The sequence below is a fragment of the Agrobacterium sp. ST15.13.015 genome (genome assembly GCF_027871645.1).
Lineage (GTDB): Bacteria > Pseudomonadota > Alphaproteobacteria > Rhizobiales > Rhizobiaceae > Agrobacterium > Agrobacterium leguminum.
In genome coordinates this window covers 185,678-204,964 of sequence record NZ_JAQAHF010000001.1, presented here as the reverse complement: position 1 = coordinate 204,964, position 19,287 = coordinate 185,678, and the positions used below count along the sequence as shown (strand labels likewise).

Here is a 19,287-nt window from a genome sequence, read left to right as displayed (position 1 = left end):
AGACACTTCATGAAAATCACAAAACTCGAGACCGTCCGCGTGGCGGAACGGACGAACTTGCTCTGGGTTCTAGTCCATACGGATGAGGGCATTACCGGGCTCGGCGAAACCTTCTTCGGAGCCGAGACGGTGGAGACCTATGTGCACGAATACATCGCCCCCCGCGTGATCGGCCGCGACCCGCTGCAGATCGACCTTCTGGCGCAGGACCTCGTCGGTTATCTCGGCTTCCGTTCATCGGGCGCGGAAGTGCGCGGCAACTCCGCCTTCGATATTGCGCTGTGGGACATTTTCGGCAAGGCGACAAACCAGCCCATCGCCCAGCTTCTCGGCGGTTTCAGCCGTAAGGAAATCCGCACCTACAACACCTGCGCGGGCACCGAATATATCAAGAAGGCGACCGGGCAGCAGACCGCCAATTATGGCCTTTCCGGCGGCAAGGACTATGACGATCTGAACGGCTTCCTGCACCGGGCAGACGAGCTTGCCCATTCGCTGCTGGAAGACGGCATCACCGCCATGAAGATCTGGCCCTTCGACGCGGCGGCGGAAAAGACGCGCGGGCAATATATCTCGATGCCGGACCTGAAAAGCGCGCTCGAGCCATTTGAAAAAATCCGCAAGGCAGTGGGTGACAAGATGGATATCATGGTGGAGTTTCACTCCATGTGGCAGCTTCTGCCCGCCATGCAGATCGCAAAGGCACTCACCCCCTACCAGACCTTCTGGCATGAAGACCCGATCAAGATGGACAGTCTTTCCAGCCTGACGCGTTATGCCGCCGTTTCGCCCGCGCCCATTTCCGCCTCGGAGACGCTCGGCTCCCGCTGGGCCTTCCGCGATCTGCTGGAGACAGGTGCTGCCGGTGTGGTGATGCTGGACATCAGCTGGTGCGGCGGGCTTTCGGAGGCGCGCAAGATCGCTTCTATGGCGGAAGCCTGGCATCTGCCCGTCGCCCCCCATGATTGCACCGGGCCGGTGGTGCTCTGCGCCTCCACCCATCTGTCGCTCAACGCGCCGAACGCGCTGGTGCAGGAAAGCGTTCGCGCCTTCTACAAGACCTGGTATCGCGATCTCGTCACCGCATTGCCTGAGGTGAAGAACGGCATGATCACCGTGCCGCCGGGCGCCGGCCTTGGCATGGAACTGCATCCCGATATCGAAAAGACCTTCACCGTCAGCCGCCGTTTTTCGGATGCGGCGTCGATCTGATCAGAACAGGCTGCCCTGATTGCCCGGATCGGAAGAAGCCGGTTTCGCCGGCTTCTTTTTTGGCACTATGGGGTTATCCGGGGATGGCGCTCCCTCCCCCGTCGTGATGGCCGAGACGCGGCCATCGGCAAATTCCATCGAGACCACAGCACCTGAAGCAATAGCGGCAGCGCGGGTCAGCGGCCTGTTCTCCTCATCGCGGATCACGGCATAACCGCGTTTCAGCACGTTTTTATAAGAGAGCGATTGCAGGATGCGGTCATGGGCGGCAAGGCCCGCACGGTTCTGTGCCATGCGGTGCAATACGGCTGTATCGGCCCGGCGCGCGCCGGTGACGACCCGCTCCTTCTGCCGCTCCACCTGGCCGAGCAGCCGGGCGGGAAGCGAACGCAGCGCGGAATCGAAGGCATCGACGCGGCCTTTACCCTGCAGCAGACGGCGCTCCACCAGGGTCTCAGCCCGGTGCATGCGCTCGGTAATCCGTTGCCTGTGCTGTTTGAGACCGTTCAGCAGGGTTTCCGGCCTGAGACCCGAAGCGGACCGCTCAAAAGCGCGGCGCTTGTTCAGGGTTGTCAATTCCAGTCCACGCCCGAGACCGCTCGCGGCCTCGTCGAACCTGCGGCGCGGCAGGGCCAGAAGCTGATCGAGCGACGGCAACGCGCGCACCAGCGCCCGCACGCCCTGACGGCGATTGTCCATCTGCCGCGATACAGAGCCTGAAAGACGGGCGGCAAGACCGGAAAGCTGCGCTTCCAGTTCAGCCCGCACCGGCACGGCCATTTCGGCGGCCCCCGTCGGGGTCGGCGCACGCACATCGGCAGCGTAGTCGATCAAGGTCGTATCGGTTTCATGCCCGACGGCGGAAATCAGCGGGATTTCGCTTTCGGCAGCGGCGCGTACGACGATTTCGTCGTTGAAGCTCCAGAGGTCCTCCAGACTGCCGCCGCCACGCGCGACAATCAGCACATCCGGCCGCGCAATCTCACCGCCGGGCTGAAGCGCATTGAAACCGCGAATGGCGTTCGCCACTTCTTCGCCCGAACCTTCGCCCTGCACCTTGACCGGCCAGACGACCACATGGACAGGAAATCGATCCGAAATGCGGTGAAGAATATCGCGAATGACAGCGCCCGTGGGCGAGGTAACGACGCCGATGACATGCGGCATGAAGGGCAGCCGGCGCTTGCGGGCCGCATCGAACAGCCCTTCCGCCGCCAGACGCCGGCGGCGATCTTCCAAGAGCGCCATCAGCGCGCCGGCGCCGGCAGGCTCGAGGCTTTCTATGACGATCTGGTATTTCGACGAGCCGGGAAAAGTTGTGACCTTGCCGGTGGCAATGACTTCCATGCCCTCTTCCGGGCGGAACTTCAGCCGCGAGAAGGTGCCTTTCCAGATCACCGCATCGATACGGGCGCGGTCGTCTTTCAGCGAGAAATAGGCATGTCCTGAAGAATGCGGACCGCGATAGCCGGAAATCTCGCCGCGCACCCGCACCTGCTCGAAAGCCGTCTCCACCGTGCGCTTGATGGAACCCGACAGTTCGGAGACCGAGAACTCGGCAAGATTGCTCAATGCTGCGTGGGAGAAGATATCGCTCATGCCCGTTTGTAACCAAAACCCGTCGATTCGGAAATGCCGGCGCCGGCCAGCCTCATTTTAACGGCGATGAAACCATATCCTCAACTAACGAGTTAGGAAAATGGGGATTGGAGGAGGAAACAAGGGTTCGTTAGGGAAAACGGCGTTACGTCTTGCCCCAGGCCCGATAACCAAAGAGGAGGCGGCATCATGATTTTTCTTACCGCCACAGCACTCGGCGTAACCGCAGTTGCGCTTCGTTCGGTTTTCAGCATCGTTTTCATCTGCATGATGATTATCGGTGCCTATGGCGTGGCGATTGCACTTTCTTCCACGGCCGTGCCCTTGATGTCGCTGCTTCTGGCGCTCGCCGGTTACAATTTCGGTGTCGTGGGTGTCGTCCTCGGCCTTCTGGTGTTGCAGCGCCCGCGTTCCACCCAGCCAACCCTCTAAAAGCCCACGGTCTTGAGGCGTCCGGACTTTGCGCTGACCGAGATCTGCGGACTGGCCGCCGACCTTGCCGTTACCTGTCTGCTTATTTTCTATCTCGGCGTCGATCCGCTGGCCGCCCGTTTACCGGGTGCAGCAACGGGGCTTGCAACAAGCTGGCGGCTGAACCGTGCAAATGGTGAGGCATCAGCCAGGCTGAACAGCTTTCTGATGAATGCGGTCACACTCACCTCACGTATCGTCAGCGTCGGGCTATTTGCCCTGCTGCAATGGCGCAACCCGCTGGTGCAGCCGCTCGTCCCGCTTGCCTTTTCAGCGCTGGCGGCACTGGCGCTGGCGCTCTACGGTTATTGGCGGCTTCAAAAGCAACGGCAAGATCAGGACTAAACCGTCTCCCAGCCATCCTTTTCCGCTGCCCGGTAGATAGCGTCGATGAAAAGCTGGTTCTTTCTCGAGCTTTCCAGCGTAACCACGTCGCCCTCGCCCTTCGCCGCACGGGCAAAGGCCTCCGCCTCCAGCTTATATTGGCGGCTGTCCTGAAACCGGAAGATTTGCGACTGGTTATGGGCCTGATTGGTCAGTTCGATCTCTTCCGCACCCCAGCGATTGGCGTTGAAGGGAGATTTGACCTCAATGTACCCCTCAGTGCCATGGAAAACCATGAGCTGACGGGCGGCAAGCTGTGTGGCCAAATAAAAACTCAATTCGAAATCGCCGAAATCGGCCCTGACACTGGAATAGATATCCGTACCGAATTCCTTATCGCGCTCGACGGTGGCCTGTACGCGCCGGGGCTCCGCGCCGGTAGCGAAGCGCGTCACGATGGTCGGGTAAACGCCGATATCCGGCAAGGCTCCCCCACCCAGTTCGGGAATATTGCGCATATTGCCGGGATCGCGGTTGAAATAGCTGAAAGCGCCCTGAACATGCTTCAGTGTGCCTATCGCGCCGGACGCCAGCAACTCCTTCACCTTCGCCCAGACGGGCGCATAGGTGACCATGAAAGCTTCCGAAATGACAACGCGGTTGCGGTCACGCGCGGCGATGAGGGTGTCGATCTCCCCAGCCTTCAATGCAATCGGCTTTTCGCACAGAACATGCTTGCCGGAATCGGCGGCCTTGATGGTCCATTCCACGTGCTGCGAGGTCGGAAGCGGAATATAGACGGCGTCGATCACATCCGAGGCCAGCATCTCCTCATAGGAGCCGAAGGCGTGGGGCACGGAAAAACGATCCGCCACCGCGCGCGCCTTGGCGAGGTCACGGCTGGCGATAGCGCTGACCACGCAGTTCTGCGCATCCTGTATCGCCGGAATGACGTGATCCTGAGCGATTTTCGCCGTTGAGATTATTCCGAAACGCAGCATTCCAATCTCCCGCTCTGCCATCCGCCGGAAACTTACCATCGTCATACGGTCTGGCAAGCCGCACATGCATGACAGAGCAGAGTATGGCTGAATGTGTCCTGTCTTTGTCGGAATGCCTGCTTTTCTCCGATCTGGATAAGAGGAATTATGCTATGCATGCACCCAATGGAGAAACATGAAATGTCCTCTTCTCGTACAGCGCTGCTTGTTATCGACGTTCAGGAGTCCTTTCGGCACGCCCCTTACGTCGAGGAAAGCGAGCTTGCCGACTATCTGGAGAAGCAGCAGGCACTGATCGACGGCGCCAGGGCTGCGGGCATTCCCGTCGTACAAATCTTCCACGTCGATGGCGACAGGGCCTTTTCAAAAGACAGCGGCTATATCCGGGCGCTGGAGGGTGTGCGGATTACCCCTGATGTCACCTTTCACAAAAACCGCCATTCGGCTTTTGCCGGCACCGGCCTCGAAATCTGGCTGACGCAGAAGGGCATCAACCGGCTGATCGTCTCCGGCATCCGCACCGAACAATGCTGCGAAACCACCACCCGGCATGCTTCCGATCTTGGTTACAGCGTCGATTACGTCACCGAAGCGACGCTGACTTTCCCGATGACACATGCTTCCGGCACCGTCTTCAGCCCGGACGATATCCGCAAGCGAACCGAGCTGGTGCTGGCCGGCCGCTTCGCGCGCATCGTGACCGTCGATGATGCACTGGCCACCGTCAAAGAGGCCGCCTGATGGATAAAGGCGGCACGCGCACCATTCCCTTTTATACGCTTGTGCCGCCACATGCGCTGTTGCTCGATATTGCCGGTCCGCTCGAAGTGATCCGTTACGCCAATGGGGAACAGCGGGACATTCATTTCGACTGCCGCTACATTGCTGCGACTGACAAACAACAATCTTCCATCGGCCTTGCGCTTTCAGGGCTGGAGAGCTTGCCTGAGACCCTGCCGGAAAATGCTTTCCTGCTGATCTCCGGCAGCACATCACGCTTCGACAACGATCCGGAGACACGACGAGAGCGGCAAGTGCTGGCGGCATGGCTGCGCCGTGTTGTGCGCCCCGATACGACAGTCATTTCCATCTGTTCCGGCGCGCTGCTGGCGGGCGAAGCCGGGCTTTTCGATGGGCGCAACTGCACGACCCATGCCGATTGCCTTGAAGGGCTGCGCCGCATCGCTCCACTGTCCCAGGTGGCCGAAAACCGCCTTTTCGTCGAGGATGGCAACCGCTTCTCGAGTGCCGGTATTTCCACCGGCATCGACCTGATGCTGCATGTGGTTTCCCGGCTGACATCCCCGGCTGTCGCCGCGCGTATTGCCAAAACCATGGTGGTTTATCTCAGGCGCAGCGGAAGCGATCCGCAAATCTCCCCCTGGCTCACCGGCCGTAACCACATCCATCCCGCCATTCACCGGGTTCAGGACCGTGTGATGGCAGAGCCGGCGCAGGACTGGTCGCTGGAGCGGCTGGCCGATATTGCGGCGCTCAGCGAAAGGCATCTGTCGCGCCTGTTTCGCGAGCATACCGGCATCAGCGTCATCGACTACGTCAACCTGATGCGGGTCAATCTCGCCCGCGACATTCTCGCCAACAGTCGCCTGGATATGGAAGCCATTGCCGAACGGGCGGGCTTTGCCTCCGCCCGGCATTTGCGGCGCGTCTGGCAGCAGCATAATCGTTACCCGCCCAGCCATTATCGCGGTTTTCAGGCCTGATAATCTCAAACCCTGCCGCTGCCTGATGAATGCCATCAAAGGAATTGAATGGTTATGCGGATGAGCAGTTGCTAACCTTGCCACCAAGACAGCAACAGGAGCATTCCCCGTGGAAAAACGAAGCCTCGGCCGCACCGGCCTCTCCATCGCCCCGATCGTTTTCGGCGGTAACGTGTTCGGCTGGACAGCGGATGAGAAGACTTCCTTTGCGCTGCTCAACGCCTTTTTCGACGCCGGGTTCAACGCCATCGACACGGCGGATGTCTATTCCGCCTGGGTGGACGGACATGTGGGCGGCGAGTCCGAGACGATCATCGGCAAATGGCTGAAGCAGTCGAGCGTGAAGCGCGAAGATGCGGTAATCGTCACCAAGGTCGGTTTTGACAATCGCGGCCAGAAGACAGGCCTCAGCGCCAAGTGGATCGAAGAGGCCGTGGAAGCGTCGCTGAAGCGGCTGCAAACCGACTACATCGACCTTTACCTCGCCCACAAGCCGGATGCGGATGTGCCGCTGGAGGAAACGCTCGCCGCTTTCGGCAAGCTGAAGGAGCAGGGAAAAATCCGCGCCATCGGTTGCTCCAATTATTCCGCAAGCCAGCTTCAGGACGCGCTGGACACGGCTGCAAAGAACAATCTTCCCCGTTATGACGTACTGCAGCCCGAGTATAATCTCTATAACCGCAAGGATTTCGAAGGTCCGCTTGCCGAGCTTTGCCAGAAGGAAGAAATCGGCGTCATCAATTATTACAGCCTCGCCGCCGGCTTCCTCACCGGGAAATATCGTGCCAAGGCCGATACGGAAGGCGTCGCCCGCAGCTATCGCGTGGGTGAATATGTCAATACGCGCGGGCTTGCCATTCTGGGCGCCATGGATGCCGTGGCAGTGGAAACCGGGGCCAAACTTGCCGACATCGCACTGGCCTGGCTGTTGCGCAAGAAGGCGATAACCGCGCCGATCGCCAGCGCCACCAGCCTCTCCCAGCTTGAAAGCTTCAAACGCGCCGTCGAGTTAAAGCTGACGGATGAGATGATGACACTGCTCGACAAGGCGGGTGCGTAACATGGAGCTCAGAATTCGCGATGCGCAGCCGGCTGACCGGACGGAATGGCTGCGCCTGTGGAACGACTATCTTGCCTTTTATGATGTCGAACTTGCCGATGAGGTGACCGAGCACACCTGGGCACGCATTCTCGATCCCGCATCCCGTGTTTCCATGCGCGTGGCCATGCTCGGCGACCGCATGGCCGGTTTCGCCATTCACCACTTCCATGATTCCACCTGGGTAAAGACGCCCGACTGCTATCTGGAAGACCTGTTTGTCGATGGCGAAATCCGCGGCAAGGGAACGGGCCGGGCGCTGATGGATGATCTTGTCGCCATCTGCAAGGACAAGGGCTGGTCACGGCTGTACTGGCACACCGGCGAGGACAATCACCGCGCCCAGAAGCTCTACGACAGCTATGTGAAGAGCGACGGCCATATCCGCTATCGCATCAAGTTCTGATCAAATCCTGAAGCGGAAGAAATCCACGAAAGCCCTCAGCGCCGGCCTCATCTGCCGGCGCGAAGGATAATAAATGTAAAAACCGTCGAACGGGGCGCACCAGTCGTCAAGCACGCGGATAAGCCTGCCCGCCCGGATATCGTCTTCAACACGCTGCTCGAAAACGAACGCAAGCCCTGCCCCGTCGATGGCAGCCCGGCGAATGAGGCTCTGGTCCGACAGGATCAGCGGCCCCTGCACATCAACCACCAATGGCTTGCCATTCTTCTCCAGTTCCCAGCGATAGATAAGGCCGCTGGCGAAACGCCGGCGGATACAGCGATGCCGGATGAGATCCCTTGGATCCTGCGGTGGTGGATTTTCTGAGAAATAGGAGGGCGCGCCGACAATCGCACCGCGCCATGCGCCGCTGGCTTTTACCGCAATCATATCCGCATCGAGGTGCTCGCCAAGCCGCAAACCCGCATCGAAACCTTTCGCGACAATATCCTCGAAACGATCATCCGTTGAGATTTCGAGTGAAATATCGGGATAGAGCCGCAGGAACTCACCCAGCCGGGGCACGATGAGGTCCTCGGCAGCAAGCCGCGGCAGGGTGATGCGCAGGGGGCCGGCCGGTCTTCCGCCCTGCTCGGCAAGCGTCTCGATGACCGCATCGATATCGGCAAGTGCCGGACCAAGCGTTTCGAGAAGCCGCCTGCCCTCCTCTGTCGGCGAAACGCTGCGGGTGGTACGATGAAGCAGACGCAAGCCAAGACTCGCCTCCAGCGACGACACCGCATGGCTGACGGCGGAAGGGGCAATGGCAAGTTCGGCGGCGGCCTTGCGAAAGCTGCGGCCTTCGGCAACGGCAGCGAGAACAGCCAGTTGGGAGAGTTGCACACGGTTCATTGTTCTAAATGATAGAACAACCCACGCGGATTTGCAGCGATTATTTTTACCGCCATGAGACGCTATTTTCTCATAACGCCCTGATGACGGGCGGTTCCTTTGGAAGGACGAACAGATGAAAAAAAGAACCCTTGGAAACAACCTTTCCGTTTCGGCGCTTGGCCTCGGCTGCATGGGCATGACACATGCCTATAGCCCGACCGGCGATGAGAGCAGCGCAATTGCAACGCTGCACCGCGCCGTCGAACTCGGCGTCACCTTTTTCGATACGGCGGAGGTTTACGGGCCCTACAATAACGAGATTCTTGTCGGCAAGGGTTTGAAGCCCTATCGCGACAGGGTGGTCATCGCCACCAAGTTCGGCTTCAAAATCGACACCAGCAAACCCGCTGGCCAGATGATGGTGGGCACCGACAGCCGCCCGGAAAATGTGCGCGCCGTCGCCGAAGCCTCTCTCAAACGCCTCGGCGTCGATGAGATCGACCTGTTCTACCAGCATCGCGTCGATCCGAATGTTCCGATCGAACACACTGTGGGCGCTATGGCCGAGCTCGTCCGGCAGGGCAAGGTGAAGCATCTCGGCCTTTCGGAAGCGAGTGCCGAAACGCTTCGCAAAGCGCACGCCGTTCATCCGATTGCGGCAATTCAGAGCGAATATTCGCTGTGGACCCGCGACGTGGAGGAAAACGGCGTGCTGGATACCTGCCGTGAACTCGGCATCGGTTTCGTTCCCTTCAGCCCGCTCGGGCGCGGGGCTCTGACGGGCGCGCTGAAGTCACTCGACGGCCTTGCATCCGACGACTTCCGCCGCGGCCTGCCGCGCTTCCAGAGCGAAAACTTCGACGCCAATCTGGCGCTCATCAAGCTTCTGGAAGACATGGCGACTGAGAAAGGCGTGACCGCCGGACAACTGGCGCTGGCCTGGGTTCTGGCGCAGGGCGACTTCATCGTTCCTATTCCCGGCACGACAAAAATCGCCAATCTGGAGAAGAACGTTGCCGCAGCGGAGGTGTCGCTGACGGCAGAAGAAGCCGCCAGCCTCGGCGCACTGCTTTCGCCCGCAAAAGTCGCCGGCGCGCGTTACCCGGAACAGATGTCACGGATGGCCAACCGATAACAACAAAAAGCCGCGGCAGTGCCGCGGCTTTTTTCATTCCGTCACCCGTTTTCAGGCGCGCAGGACGCCGCCCGTCGATTTCTCGACATTGCCGACGATCTTGGCCGTCAGGGCCTCGAAATCCTCGTCCGTCAGCGTCTTGTCGACCGGCTGGATCTGCACTTCGATGGCGACCGACTTGCGGTTTTCACCGAGCGATGCGCCCTCGAAAATATCGAAGACATTGACGCCGGTGATCAGCTTGCGGTCAGCGCTGGTCGCAGCCTTGATGATGGCCCCCGCCTCTACCGACTTGTCGACCACGAAAGCGAAGTCGCGCTTGACTGCCTGGAAGGGCGAAAGCTCGAGCGCAGGCTTGGTGCGGGTGGCCTTCTTCTTCGGCTCCTGCATGGCGTCGAGATAAATCTCGAAACCGCAATAGGCGCCGGAGACATCCAGTTCGGAGAGCGTCTTCGGATGGAACTCGCCGAAATAGCCGAGCACGACCTTCGGACCCATCTTGATGGTTCCGGAGCGGCCGGGATGATACCAGCCGGGGCCGCCGGCTTCGATCTGCACATTGGCCATGGGCAGGCCGCAAGCTTCCAGCACCGAGAGCGCATCGGCCTTGGCGTCATAGACATCCACGGGCTTGCCGCCGCCCTTCAAAGCATTGGACCACATGCGGCCGCTGCCTGCGAGCGAGGCCGTGCCACGACGAACACCGCCGGCAACGCGGCGTTGCTTATCAGGTGTATCGCCCTCATAGGTGCCGGAAACCTCGAAGATCGCGACGTCACCATAGCCCTTGTCGGCATTGCGCTGTGCGGCAGTCAGCAGGCCGGGCAGCAGCGAGGGCCGCATGTCCGACATATCGGCCGCAATCGGGTTTGCGAGCTTGAGGGCCGGCGAACCACCGCCGAAGAGTTTCGCCTGCGCTTCCGGGATGAAGGACCAGGTGACGGCCTCGAGCATGCCGCGGCTTGCCAGCGCACGGCGCGCGGTGCGGGTGCGGATCTGCAGCGTGGTCAGGATACGGCCGTTGACCGCGCCGAAGCTTTCCAACGGCTCGGGCTTGATGTTGTCGACGCCATGGATGCGCATGACCTCTTCCACCAGATTGGCCTTGCCATCGACATCCGGACGCCAGGACGGCACGGTGACGGAGACGCGCTCGCCCGTTCCCTCGACGCTGAAACCCAGGCCTTTGAGAATGGCGAGGCTCTCTTCCGCCGAGACTTCCAGACCTGTCAGGCGCTTTACTTCCGCGAGCGGGAAATCCACGACCTTGGGCTGATGCCCCTTGTAACCAACGACCTTCGCCTCGCCGGCAATGCCGCCGCACAGTTCGAGAACCAGCTCGGTGGTACGCTCCAGACCCGGAACCATATATTCCGGATCGACGCCACGCTCGAAACGATAACGCGCATCGGTGATGATGCCGAGCGAACGGCCGGTCTTGGCAATGTTGATCGGATCCCAGAGAGCGGATTCGATCAGCACGTCGACAGTATTGTCATCGCAGCCGGAATGTTCGCCGCCCATGACGCCGCCGATGGATTCGAGACCTTTCTCATCGGCGATGACGACATTGTTCGGGCCGAGCTTATATTCACGCTGGTCGAGCGCGAGGATCGTCTCGCCCTCTTTTGCGCGGCGAACCGTGAGATCGCCCTTGACCTTTGCGGCGTCGAAGACGTGCATCGGCCGGCCCTGATCGAAGGTCATGTAGTTGGTGATGTCGACAAGCGCATTGATGGGACGCAGGCCGATTGCCAGCAGGCGCTGCTGCATCCATTTCGGGCTGGGGCCGTTCTTCACGCCACGAACGATGCGCAGCGAAAAGCCGGGGCAAAGCGCCGCATCGTCCAGCTCAAGCTTCACGTCGACCGGGGTTGCGCCTTCGATCTTGAAGGACGGCGCGGGTCTCGTCTTCAGCTTGCCGAGACCGGAAGCGGCGAGATCGCGGGCAATACCGTAGATCGAGGTGCAGTCCGGGCGGTTCGGGGTCAGGTTGATTTCGATGACCGGATCGTCGAGCCCGGCATAGGCGGCGAAAGAGGTGCCGACCGGCGCATCTTCCGGCAGGTCGATGATGCCGTCGTGATCGTCGGAAATGTTCAGCTCCTTTTCGGAGCACATCATGCCGTGGCTTTCCACGCCGCGTATCTTGCCGACGGCAAGGGTGACGTCGATGCCCGGAACATACACGCCCGGACGCGCGAGCGCACCGACGAGGCCGGCGCGTGCATTCGGAGCGCCGCAGACGATCTGCACCGGCTTGCCGTCTCCGGCGTCAACGGAGAGAACCTTCAGGCGGTCAGCTTCCGGGTGCTTCTCGGCGGAGAGCACCTTGGCGATGACGAAAGGCTTGTAGGCCGCCTTGTCGTCAACGTCCTCGACCTCAAGGCCGATTGCCGTCAGCCGCTCGCAAATCTCGTCCAGCGTCGCATCCGTTTCGAGATGCTCTTTCAGCCAGGAAAGAGTGAATTTCATGTCTTTGCTCCTTGGCTAACCGGATTAAACGCTCAGACCGCCGAACAGCGTCGGCATGTCGAGCGGGCGGAAGCCGTAATGGGTCATCCAACGGACATCGGCGTTGAAGAAATCACGCAGGTCCGGCATGCCGTATTTCAGCATGGCGATGCGGTCGAGGCCCATGCCCCAGGCAAAGCCCTGATATTCATCCGGGTCCAGCCCGCCAGCACGCAGCACATTGGGGTGCACCATGCCGCAACCGAGGATTTCCATCCAGTCCGTGCCTTCGCCGAACTTCACGATCGGGCCGGAACGGTCGCACTGGATGTCCACCTCGAAGCTCGGCTCCGTGAAGGGGAAGAAGGACGGGCGGAAGCGCATGACGACGCTGTCGACCTCGAAGAAGGTCTTGCAGAATTCTTCCAGAATCCAGCGCAGATTGCCGACATGCGCCTTCTTGTCGATGACAAGGCCTTCGACCTGATGGAACATCGGCGAATGGGTGGCGTCGGAATCCTGGCGATAGGTCTTGCCGGGAATGACGATGCGGATCGGCGGCTTCTGGCTTTCCATGGTGCGGATCTGCACTGGCGAAGTGTGGGTGCGCAGCACCTTGCGCTCGCCCTTTTCATCCGGCTGGAAGAAGAAGGTATCGTGCATCTCGCGGGCCGGATGGCCTTCCGGGAAATTCAGCGCCGTGAAGTTGTAATAGTCGGTTTCGATATCTGGACCTTCGGCGATCGAGAAACCCATATCCGCGAAGATCGCGGTGATTTCATCGACGATCTGGCTGATCGGATGAATGCGGCCGCGCTCGGCCGGAGACTGGCGGACCGGCAGGCTGACATCCACCGTTTCCGCCTTCAGCCGGGCGGCGATGGCAGCGTCCTTCAGCGCATTCTTGCGCTCGCCGATGAGGTCGGTGATTTCGGTCTTGAGCTGGTTGATCGCGGCGCCGCGGGTCTGGCGCTCTTCCGGCGTCATGCTGCCAAGCGTCTTGAGAAGCTCCGAAACCGAGCCCTTCTTGCCAAGCGCGGAAAGGCGCACGGCTTCGATGGCCGGCTCATCGGCAGCCGTGGCGATCTCCGACATCAATTGCGATTTCAAGGTATCAAGTTCAGTCATCTTTTCCTGCCTTGCCGGTCTTTTTAACAGCGGCTTCGGGGTTCACAGCATTCATCAGATAGTCGGTCGCCATGATAAAGCGTCGCAGATCACTACCCATCCGCACGCGCCCGATCAACCGGGCAACCGGTAAAAAACGCCCCAGAATGCCGGTCAGACGGCACAATTCTTCCAGCGCCCGGGGCGGGGCGTTTTCGCGCCAGCGGGCGAAGGCGGCATCGCAGGTTTTCCGCGCATCGCAGGCGCGTGTTGCGACCTGTAAAAACAGCAGCCAGATATCGCGGGCCTGCGCCGTCTCGAGCGGCATGACTTCCTGCGGGCGCTCCTCGAAATCCATGAAACCGACGCGGCCGTCTTCGAGAAAAAAGTCGCGCACATGCGGGCGCCCATGGCAAAGGCCTGCCGCATGCAATTCGCCGAGTGCCTCGGCAGATTTTACCAGCAGGGCATCATGTTCCGCCGGCGCGGCTGCCTTTATCGCGTCCATGCGCTCGATGATGGTGGGGCCAACATCGCCCAGCACAACTGCGGTCCGGGAAGAATAAATCACGGGCGGGACCGGAAAACCACTGGCCTTGAAGGCCTGCAGCGTGTCGAGTTCGCGACGCATCAGGCCGGCACCGTCGAGCGGCGGCGAAGGGCGCATGAAGGTGTAAGGAAGCAGCTTTGCGAGAAAGGTCTGCAGCTTTATCCACCAGGACGGCGTTTCCGTGCCCTGGCGCTTGATCCATACTGTCAGTTGCGACAGCTCAACCTTCTGGACCCGCCGCTCACTTTTTAACAAAGCGTGCATGAGAGTGGCAATATCTGCATCATCAAGATGTACTCGAAACCCTTCGGCTGTTTCAGCCTGATTTTCATTAACCAGCATTCTCGTCCACCAGGAGATTTTTCAGGGCAGACGCGCTGGATACTCTATTTTTCCTAAATTTCTAAATTAAAAACTACGATACATTCTCGACCAGGCGGGTGCATCAGCCAAACGCAAAACCCGCGCCGGAGAACCGGCGCGGGTTTCAAATGAACAACAGATTGTCCGCGCCGTAATTACTTTACAGCGGTTTCAAACTCGTTGGCCGTACCAGCATCCTTGAGGTACTCAAGCGCCTTCTTCGCTGCTTCGACGAGCGCGCCGAATGCTGCCGGCTCATGGATAGCCATGTCGGACAGAACCTTGCGGTCGACTTCGATGCCAGCCTTGTTCAGGCCGTCGATGAAGCGGCCATAGGTCAGGCCGAATTCGCGAACGGCAGCGTTGATACGCTGGATCCACAGAGCGCGGAAGTTGCGCTTGTTGACCTTGCGGTCGCGGTAAGCGTACTGCTTGGAACGATCCACGGCAGCCTTTGCTGCGCGGATGGTGTTCTTGCGGCGGCCGTAGAAGCCCTTGGCTGCCTTGAGTGTCTTGGTGTGCTTGGCGCGGGAAGTTACGCCACGTTTTACGCGTGCCATGTCATGATCTCCTTAAAGTGTCCAAATGTGCGGAAAAGTCTCAGAGACCGTTCGGCAGGTAGTTCTTGACGACCTTCTTGCCGTCAGCGTCGGCGAGAACCATGGTTCCGCGCGCGTCGCGAATGAACTTGTTGGTACGCTTGATCATGCCGTGGCGCTTGCCGGCGGCGGCTGCAACAACCTTGCCGGTTGCGGTGATCTTGAACCGCTTCTTTGCAGCGGACTTCGTCTTCATCTTGGGCATTTTGCTACTCCGTTTTTGTATCGAAACAGGCAGACGAGGCCTATTTCAAGCTATTCAGGAACGGCCTCGGCATGCCCTGCCGGACCGTTCGGACGCGCGCTTATAACCGCAGTCGGCTAAAAGCGCAACGGGGAAAGCAAACTTCCCCTTGCGATGGCGATTCATGCGGCCTTAAAAGGCTGGCGCAAATTATTTCGGGGCGAGAACCATCATCATCTGACGGCCTTCCAGCTTCGGCTCGGCCTCCACCTTGGCAATCGCCTGGGTGTCTTCCTTCACCTGGAGGAGAAGCTTCATGCCGAGTTCCTGGTGGGCCATTTCGCGGCCGCGGAACTTCAGCGTTACCTTCACCTTGTCGCCATCGTCAAAGAAACGGCCCATCGCCTTCATCTTCACGTCATAGTCATGCGTGTCGATGTTGGGGCGCATCTTGATTTCTTTAACTTCGACGATCTTTTGTTTCTTGCGCGCTTCAGCGGCCTTTTTCTGGGTCGAGTACTTCAGCTTGCCGAGATCGAGGATCTTGCATACCGGCGGTTCAGCGTTCGGCGAAATCTCAACGAGATCGAGACCGGCCTCCTCCGCCAGTTTCAAAGCCTGATCCGTCGGCATGCTACCGAGGTTCTGGCCCTCTTCATCAATAAGCTGAACTCTGGGAACCCGAATTTCCCGGTTGGAGCGCGGCCCCTCCTTGACGGGGGCATCGGCTTTGAAAGGTCTGCGAATGGTCGTATTCTCCTGATCTGTTTCTGGATCACGTCAGCAAAAAACAGCTTGTTTGGTACAAGCGGCGGAAATGTCGTTATTGCCGTGGCGAAGTCAATAGCATATCTGCCCGAAAAGATCACCTGTTGTCACGGTTTTTGCAAATACGCCGCCGTTGTTGCACCAAAATCAGGAGAATTGCATATACATGACCGAACAAGCCGCTGAATTCCTGCGCGTAGGCCCCGACAACGACACTCGCGACATCGCTTTCCTTCATCGCCCGGCGGCTTCGGGCGAGAATATGCCGATGCTGGTATGGCTCGGCGGCTATCGTTCCGACATGACCGGAACCAAGGCGGTTGAACTCGATCGCTTCGCCGCTGAAAACGGTCTTGCCTGCCTGCGGCTCGACTATTCCGGCCATGGCGCCTCCGGCGGCGACTTCAGGAAGGGCACGATTTCCCGCTGGCTGGAAGAGGCTCTTGCCGTGGTGCGCGCAAAGGCGCCGTCGCGCGTCGTTCTCATCGGCTCCTCCATGGGCGGATGGATTGCGCTACGCATGGTCGAGGAGCTGCGCAAGGCGGGCAGCGCGCCATCCGTCGCCGGTCTCGTCCTCATTGCGCCAGCGCCGGATTTCACGCAGGAGCTGATAGAGCCCAGCCTTTCGGATGCGGAAAAAACCTCTCTGGCGGAAAAGGGTTATTTCGAGGAACATTCGGAATATAGCCCCGAGCCCAACATCTTCACCCGCGCGCTGATGGAAGACGGGAAGCAGAACCGCGTGCTGCAGGGTATCATCACCACCGGCTGCCCCGTTCACATCCTGCAGGGCATGCGCGACCCGGATGTTCCCTATCAGCATGCACTGAAGCTTATGGAACATCTTCCGTCCGACGACGTCGTGCTGACGCTGATCCGCGACGGCGACCATCGGCTTTCCCGGCCGCAGGATATCGAGCGGATGCTCGCCGCGGTCAAAGCCCTTGCAATATAGGCATTTGCGCAACGCTCTTAACCATATTCGACGAGTCTTGCGCGCCGCCGATTGCTAGCGATTGACTCAAGCCCCCTATCCCTCTTAACTTTTCGTTAAGAATTAAGGGACGGGTTTCATGATGAACGCACCGCTGGCGCGTGCGCTGCTGTTTGCAGTTGCCGCCGGGCTAATGACTGCTGCCTCCGCCACGGCGGAAACCAAGGGAAGCCCTTCCATGGTGACGGGGGGGATTACCTCCCAGCCTATCGGCCATTATGAGTTCTGTCAGAAATATGCCGATGAATGCAATATTCGCAGCAAGGCGACGCCGCCGCCGCGCGTCACGGATTATGGCTGGGATGTCATTCGCGAGGTCAATACGTCCGTCAATACCACCATCGTGGCGATGACCGATCAGGAAATCTACGGCAAGGACGAAGTCTGGGAATATCCGACGACCGCCGGCGACTGCGAAGATTTCGTGCTACTGAAGCGAAAGAAGCTGGTCGAGCGTGGTTTTTCCGTGGCTGATCTTCTGATCACCGTCGTGCGCAAGCCGGATGGCGAGGGCCATGCCGTGCTGACCCTTCGCACCACCGACGGCGATTATATTCTCGATAATCTCACCGACGACGTGAAGCTGTGGACCGACACCAACTACACCTATCTGAAGCGGCAGGCGTCCTTCAATACGGGCCGCTGGGTCTCCATTGAGGATGGCCGCGACGTGCTGGTCGGCGCATTGCGCTAACGCCTGTGCCAGGTTCGAAGGAATTAAGAGCCCGCTATTGCGGGCTCTTTCTTTTTTCACCCATTGCCGATGATGATGCCGGCCGCGAGCACCAGTGAGCCGCCGAGGACCACCTGAAACACCGCGCGCAGGAACGGCGTTTCCATGAAGCGGTTCTGAATGAAGGCGATGGCCCAGAGTTCCACGAAAACGACGACGGCGGCAATCGCGGTCGCTGTCCAGAAATGTGGAATGAGATAGGGCAATGCGTGGCCGAGGCCGCCTATGGCCGTCATGATGCCCGAGGCAAGGCCCCGCTTTACCGGAGAACCGCGGCCAGAAAGCTTGCCATCATCATGGGCGGCTTCGGTGAAGCCCATGGAAATACCCGCGCCGACGGAGGCCGAGAGGCCGATAAGGAAGGTCTGCCAGGTATCCTGCGTGGCAAAGGCGGCCGCGAAAATCGGCGCGAGCGTCGAGACGGAGCCATCCATAAGCCCCGCAAGACCCGGCTGAATATAGGTCAGAAGAAATTGCCGTTTTGCGGTTTCCGCCTCTTCGGTCTTGCCGTTTTCATCGAGGTGTTTTTCTTGCAGCATCTGCGCAATGTCTTCGTGACCCCGCTCTGCCTCGGCCAGATCGCCGAGGAGCTTGCGTGTTGAGGCATCGCTGGTGCGCTTGACGGCCTCATCGTAGAAGCGGATCGCCTGGGCTTCCATCAATTCGGCCTGAGCGCGGATTTTTTCGAGCGACAGGTTCTTCACCAGCCAGTCCGGGCTGCGCTCATAGAAACCACGCACATGTTCGCGGCGGATCAGCGGGATGGTTTCTCCGAAGCGGCGGCGATGCATATCGATCAGCACGTTTCGATGCTGCTGCTCGACCTCGGCCATATCCTCGAAGACTTTAGCCGATTGCGGATATTGCGCGCGCAGATGATCGGCATAGGAGCGATAGATACGGGAATCGTCCTCTTCGGATGAAATGGCGAGCGCGAGAATCTCCTGTTCGCCGAGGGAGGAAAAGGGACGTTTGGACAGGGAAAAAAGACTGCGAAACATGGCTGAAACCTTTTTTAGAATAATTCTAAATACATCCGCATCGCACCGGGATCAAGCCTTCTTAGAATAATTCTAATAAGGCAAAGGGTCGCATTGCGGGCCGCATCGCAGCGGGGTAAATTCGCAAAAAAGGAAACACCATGCAGGACGACATTGCGGCCAGAGCCGCCCACGGCGCGGAAATTCAGGACAGGGCGGAAAAAGCCATGGCGGAGATCGGCGTCGATGCCGGTTTCATCGATTTGCTGGTGGAGACATTCTACGGCCGCGTTCTTGCACATCCCACGCTCGGCCCGGTTTTTGATGCGCGGCTTGCCGGGCGCTGGCCGGAACATATGGCCAGGATGAAACAGTTCTGGGCGGCTGTCGCGTTCAAGAATGGTGGTTATGGCGGCAAACCCGTGCAGGCGCATCTCGGCGTAAAGGGCATGTCGGCGGAGCATTTCCCGCAATGGCTTGCGCTTTTTTCCGCCACGCTGGATGACATCGCGCCGAACAGAGAGGCCCATGGCTGGTTCATGGAAACGGCGGAACGCATCGCCAGAAGCCTGACGCTTTCGCTGTTTTACAATCCCGCAATGGACGACCCGGCGTTGATGCGCAGCAAGTGACGCGGAAAGACGTGACAAAGCAACATTCGCCAAGCATCACCGGAGATCACGCAAGTTTCGAACATTCCCTCTTGATGGC

21 protein-coding genes are annotated in these 19,287 nt (G+C 59.5%); 11 read left to right on the top strand and 10 right to left on the bottom strand.

Going from position 1 to position 19,287, the window contains the following annotated elements; genetic code table 11:
- Positions 1 to 9: 9 nt before the first annotated feature.
- Positions 10 to 1,212, top strand: a complete 1,203-nt coding sequence (locus PIB16_RS01000) for a mandelate racemase/muconate lactonizing enzyme family protein (protein ID WP_271044827.1) — start codon at positions 10 to 12, stop codon at positions 1,210 to 1,212.
- Here the strand turns inward: PIB16_RS01000 and xseA are convergent, their stop codons facing one another.
- On the bottom strand, positions 1,213 to 2,811 hold the full coding sequence (gene xseA / locus PIB16_RS00995) for an exodeoxyribonuclease VII large subunit (RefSeq protein WP_271044826.1): 1,599 nt from the start codon (positions 2,809 to 2,811) through the stop codon (positions 1,213 to 1,215). It lies immediately after the preceding gene.
- 189 nt (positions 2,812 to 3,000) lie between these two features.
- Between xseA and PIB16_RS00990 the strand changes: the two genes are divergently transcribed.
- Both PIB16_RS00990 and PIB16_RS00985 read left to right on the top strand, forming a co-directional pair.
- On the top strand, positions 3,001 to 3,243 hold the full coding sequence (locus tag PIB16_RS00990) for a hypothetical protein (RefSeq protein ID WP_020812414.1): 243 nt from the start codon (positions 3,001 to 3,003) through the stop codon (positions 3,241 to 3,243).
- Between the two features lie 12 nt (positions 3,244 to 3,255).
- Positions 3,256 to 3,627, top strand: a complete 372-nt coding sequence (locus PIB16_RS00985; protein ID WP_125145161.1) for a hypothetical protein — start codon at positions 3,256 to 3,258, stop codon at positions 3,625 to 3,627.
- Here PIB16_RS00985 and PIB16_RS00980 read toward each other — a convergent pair.
- Entirely contained in the window at positions 3,624 to 4,607 is a 984-nt protein-coding gene (locus PIB16_RS00980) for a Gfo/Idh/MocA family protein (RefSeq protein WP_080855828.1), read from the bottom strand. The two genes, PIB16_RS00985 and PIB16_RS00980, sit on opposite strands and share 4 nt — an antisense overlap.
- A 180-nt stretch (positions 4,608 to 4,787) precedes the next feature.
- Here PIB16_RS00980 and PIB16_RS00975 point away from each other — a divergent pair, with 180 nt between their 5' ends.
- The 4 genes from PIB16_RS00975 to PIB16_RS00960 all read left to right on the top strand — a co-directional run bounded on the left by PIB16_RS00975 (position 4,788) and on the right by PIB16_RS00960 (position 7,836).
- A complete protein-coding gene (locus PIB16_RS00975) occupies positions 4,788 to 5,348 on the top strand; it encodes a cysteine hydrolase family protein (protein ID WP_271044825.1) in 561 nt (186 codons plus the stop codon).
- A complete protein-coding gene (locus tag PIB16_RS00970) occupies positions 5,348 to 6,331 on the top strand; it encodes a GlxA family transcriptional regulator (protein ID WP_065654674.1) in 984 nt (327 codons plus the stop codon). The genes PIB16_RS00975 and PIB16_RS00970 overlap by 1 nt, the downstream gene beginning before the upstream one ends.
- Before the next feature lie 109 nt (positions 6,332 to 6,440).
- A complete protein-coding gene (locus PIB16_RS00965; RefSeq protein ID WP_271044824.1) occupies positions 6,441 to 7,391 on the top strand; it encodes an aldo/keto reductase in 951 nt (316 codons plus the stop codon).
- 1 nt (position 7,392) lies between these two features.
- Entirely contained in the window at positions 7,393 to 7,836 is a 444-nt protein-coding gene (locus tag PIB16_RS00960) for a GNAT family N-acetyltransferase (protein WP_080855824.1), read from the top strand.
- Here the strand turns inward: PIB16_RS00960 and PIB16_RS00955 are convergent, their stop codons facing one another.
- Positions 7,837 to 8,727: a LysR family transcriptional regulator gene (locus PIB16_RS00955; protein ID WP_080855823.1), complete on the bottom strand. Its 891-nt coding sequence runs from the start codon at positions 8,725 to 8,727 to the stop codon at positions 7,837 to 7,839. It lies immediately after the preceding gene.
- A 115-nt stretch (positions 8,728 to 8,842) separates the two neighbouring features.
- Here PIB16_RS00955 and PIB16_RS00950 point away from each other — a divergent pair, with 115 nt between their 5' ends.
- Positions 8,843 to 9,844, top strand: a complete 1,002-nt coding sequence (locus PIB16_RS00950; RefSeq protein WP_271044823.1) for an aldo/keto reductase — start codon at positions 8,843 to 8,845, stop codon at positions 9,842 to 9,844.
- Positions 9,845 to 9,895: 51 nt separating this feature from the next.
- Here PIB16_RS00950 and pheT read toward each other — a convergent pair whose 3' ends face one another.
- The 6 genes from pheT to infC form a co-directional block, all read right to left on the bottom strand.
- Entirely contained in the window at positions 9,896 to 12,319 is a 2,424-nt protein-coding gene (gene pheT / locus PIB16_RS00945) for a phenylalanine--tRNA ligase subunit beta (protein WP_271044822.1), read from the bottom strand.
- A 24-nt stretch (positions 12,320 to 12,343) separates the two neighbouring features.
- Positions 12,344 to 13,426, bottom strand: a complete 1,083-nt coding sequence (gene pheS, locus PIB16_RS00940) for a phenylalanine--tRNA ligase subunit alpha (RefSeq protein ID WP_078051389.1) — start codon at positions 13,424 to 13,426, stop codon at positions 12,344 to 12,346.
- Positions 13,419 to 14,297, bottom strand: a complete 879-nt coding sequence (locus PIB16_RS00935; RefSeq protein WP_149742817.1) for a phosphotransferase — start codon at positions 14,295 to 14,297, stop codon at positions 13,419 to 13,421. Before PIB16_RS00935 ends, pheS begins: the two co-directional genes overlap by 8 nt.
- Positions 14,298 to 14,473: 176 nt before the next feature.
- Positions 14,474 to 14,878, bottom strand: coding sequence for a 50S ribosomal protein L20 (gene rplT / locus PIB16_RS00930; protein ID WP_003493358.1), 405 nt, complete (start codon positions 14,876 to 14,878; stop codon positions 14,474 to 14,476).
- 40 nt (positions 14,879 to 14,918) lie between these two features.
- Complete coding sequence (rpmI, locus tag PIB16_RS00925; protein ID WP_035264590.1) at positions 14,919 to 15,122, bottom strand: 50S ribosomal protein L35; 204 nt, start codon at positions 15,120 to 15,122, stop codon at positions 14,919 to 14,921.
- A 189-nt stretch (positions 15,123 to 15,311) separates the two neighbouring features.
- On the bottom strand, positions 15,312 to 15,848 hold the full coding sequence (gene infC, locus PIB16_RS00920; RefSeq protein WP_078051391.1) for a translation initiation factor IF-3: 537 nt from the start codon (positions 15,846 to 15,848) through the stop codon (positions 15,312 to 15,314).
- A 187-nt stretch (positions 15,849 to 16,035) separates the two neighbouring features.
- Here infC and PIB16_RS00915 point away from each other — a divergent pair, with 187 nt between their 5' ends.
- Both PIB16_RS00915 and PIB16_RS00910 read left to right on the top strand, forming a co-directional pair.
- Positions 16,036 to 16,824 carry an alpha/beta hydrolase gene (locus tag PIB16_RS00915; protein WP_174043814.1) on the top strand — a complete coding sequence of 263 codons (789 nt, stop codon included), beginning with the start codon at positions 16,036 to 16,038 and terminating at the stop codon, positions 16,822 to 16,824.
- 118 nt (positions 16,825 to 16,942) lie between these two features.
- Positions 16,943 to 17,557, top strand: coding sequence for a transglutaminase-like cysteine peptidase (locus PIB16_RS00910; RefSeq protein ID WP_003524508.1), 615 nt, complete (start codon positions 16,943 to 16,945; stop codon positions 17,555 to 17,557).
- Between the two features lie 56 nt (positions 17,558 to 17,613).
- On the opposite strand, the gene mbfA is transcribed toward PIB16_RS00910, so the two are convergent.
- The gene (gene mbfA / locus PIB16_RS00905; protein WP_174043810.1) at positions 17,614 to 18,597 is read right to left on the bottom strand and encodes an iron exporter MbfA; all 984 of its coding nucleotides are present in this window, start codon (positions 18,595 to 18,597) and stop codon (positions 17,614 to 17,616) included.
- A 140-nt stretch (positions 18,598 to 18,737) separates the two neighbouring features.
- Here mbfA and PIB16_RS00900 point away from each other — a divergent pair, with 140 nt between their 5' ends.
- On the top strand, positions 18,738 to 19,208 hold the full coding sequence (locus PIB16_RS00900; protein WP_271044821.1) for a group III truncated hemoglobin: 471 nt from the start codon (positions 18,738 to 18,740) through the stop codon (positions 19,206 to 19,208).
- Positions 19,209 to 19,287: the final 79 nt, after the last annotated feature.

Coding starts and splice junctions, on each gene's coding strand:
- PIB16_RS01000 (WP_271044827.1), top strand. CDS start 10: ATGAAAATCACAAAACTCGAGACCGTCCGCGTGGCGGAACGGACGAAC.
- xseA (WP_271044826.1), bottom strand. CDS start 2,811: ATGAGCGATATCTTCTCCCACGCAGCATTGAGCAATCTTGCCGAGTTC.
- PIB16_RS00990 (WP_020812414.1), top strand. CDS start 3,001: ATGATTTTTCTTACCGCCACAGCACTCGGCGTAACCGCAGTTGCGCTT.
- PIB16_RS00980 (WP_080855828.1), bottom strand. CDS start 4,607: ATGCTGCGTTTCGGAATAATCTCAACGGCGAAAATCGCTCAGGATCAC.
- PIB16_RS00975 (WP_271044825.1), top strand. CDS start 4,788: ATGTCCTCTTCTCGTACAGCGCTGCTTGTTATCGACGTTCAGGAGTCC.
- PIB16_RS00970 (WP_065654674.1), top strand. CDS start 5,348: ATGGATAAAGGCGGCACGCGCACCATTCCCTTTTATACGCTTGTGCCG.
- PIB16_RS00960 (WP_080855824.1), top strand. CDS start 7,393: ATGGAGCTCAGAATTCGCGATGCGCAGCCGGCTGACCGGACGGAATGG.
- PIB16_RS00955 (WP_080855823.1), bottom strand. CDS start 8,727: ATGAACCGTGTGCAACTCTCCCAACTGGCTGTTCTCGCTGCCGTTGCC.
- PIB16_RS00950 (WP_271044823.1), top strand. CDS start 8,843: ATGAAAAAAAGAACCCTTGGAAACAACCTTTCCGTTTCGGCGCTTGGC.
- pheT (WP_271044822.1), bottom strand. CDS start 12,319: ATGAAATTCACTCTTTCCTGGCTGAAAGAGCATCTCGAAACGGATGCG.
- pheS (WP_078051389.1), bottom strand. CDS start 13,426: ATGACTGAACTTGATACCTTGAAATCGCAATTGATGTCGGAGATCGCC.
- PIB16_RS00935 (WP_149742817.1), bottom strand. CDS start 14,297: ATGCTGGTTAATGAAAATCAGGCTGAAACAGCCGAAGGGTTTCGAGTA.
- rplT (WP_003493358.1), bottom strand. CDS start 14,878: ATGGCACGCGTAAAACGTGGCGTAACTTCCCGCGCCAAGCACACCAAG.
- rpmI (WP_035264590.1), bottom strand. CDS start 15,122: ATGCCCAAGATGAAGACGAAGTCCGCTGCAAAGAAGCGGTTCAAGATC.
- PIB16_RS00915 (WP_174043814.1), top strand. CDS start 16,036: ATGACCGAACAAGCCGCTGAATTCCTGCGCGTAGGCCCCGACAACGAC.
- PIB16_RS00910 (WP_003524508.1), top strand. CDS start 16,943: ATGATGAACGCACCGCTGGCGCGTGCGCTGCTGTTTGCAGTTGCCGCC.
- mbfA (WP_174043810.1), bottom strand. CDS start 18,597: ATGTTTCGCAGTCTTTTTTCCCTGTCCAAACGTCCCTTTTCCTCCCTC.
- PIB16_RS00900 (WP_271044821.1), top strand. CDS start 18,738: ATGCAGGACGACATTGCGGCCAGAGCCGCCCACGGCGCGGAAATTCAG.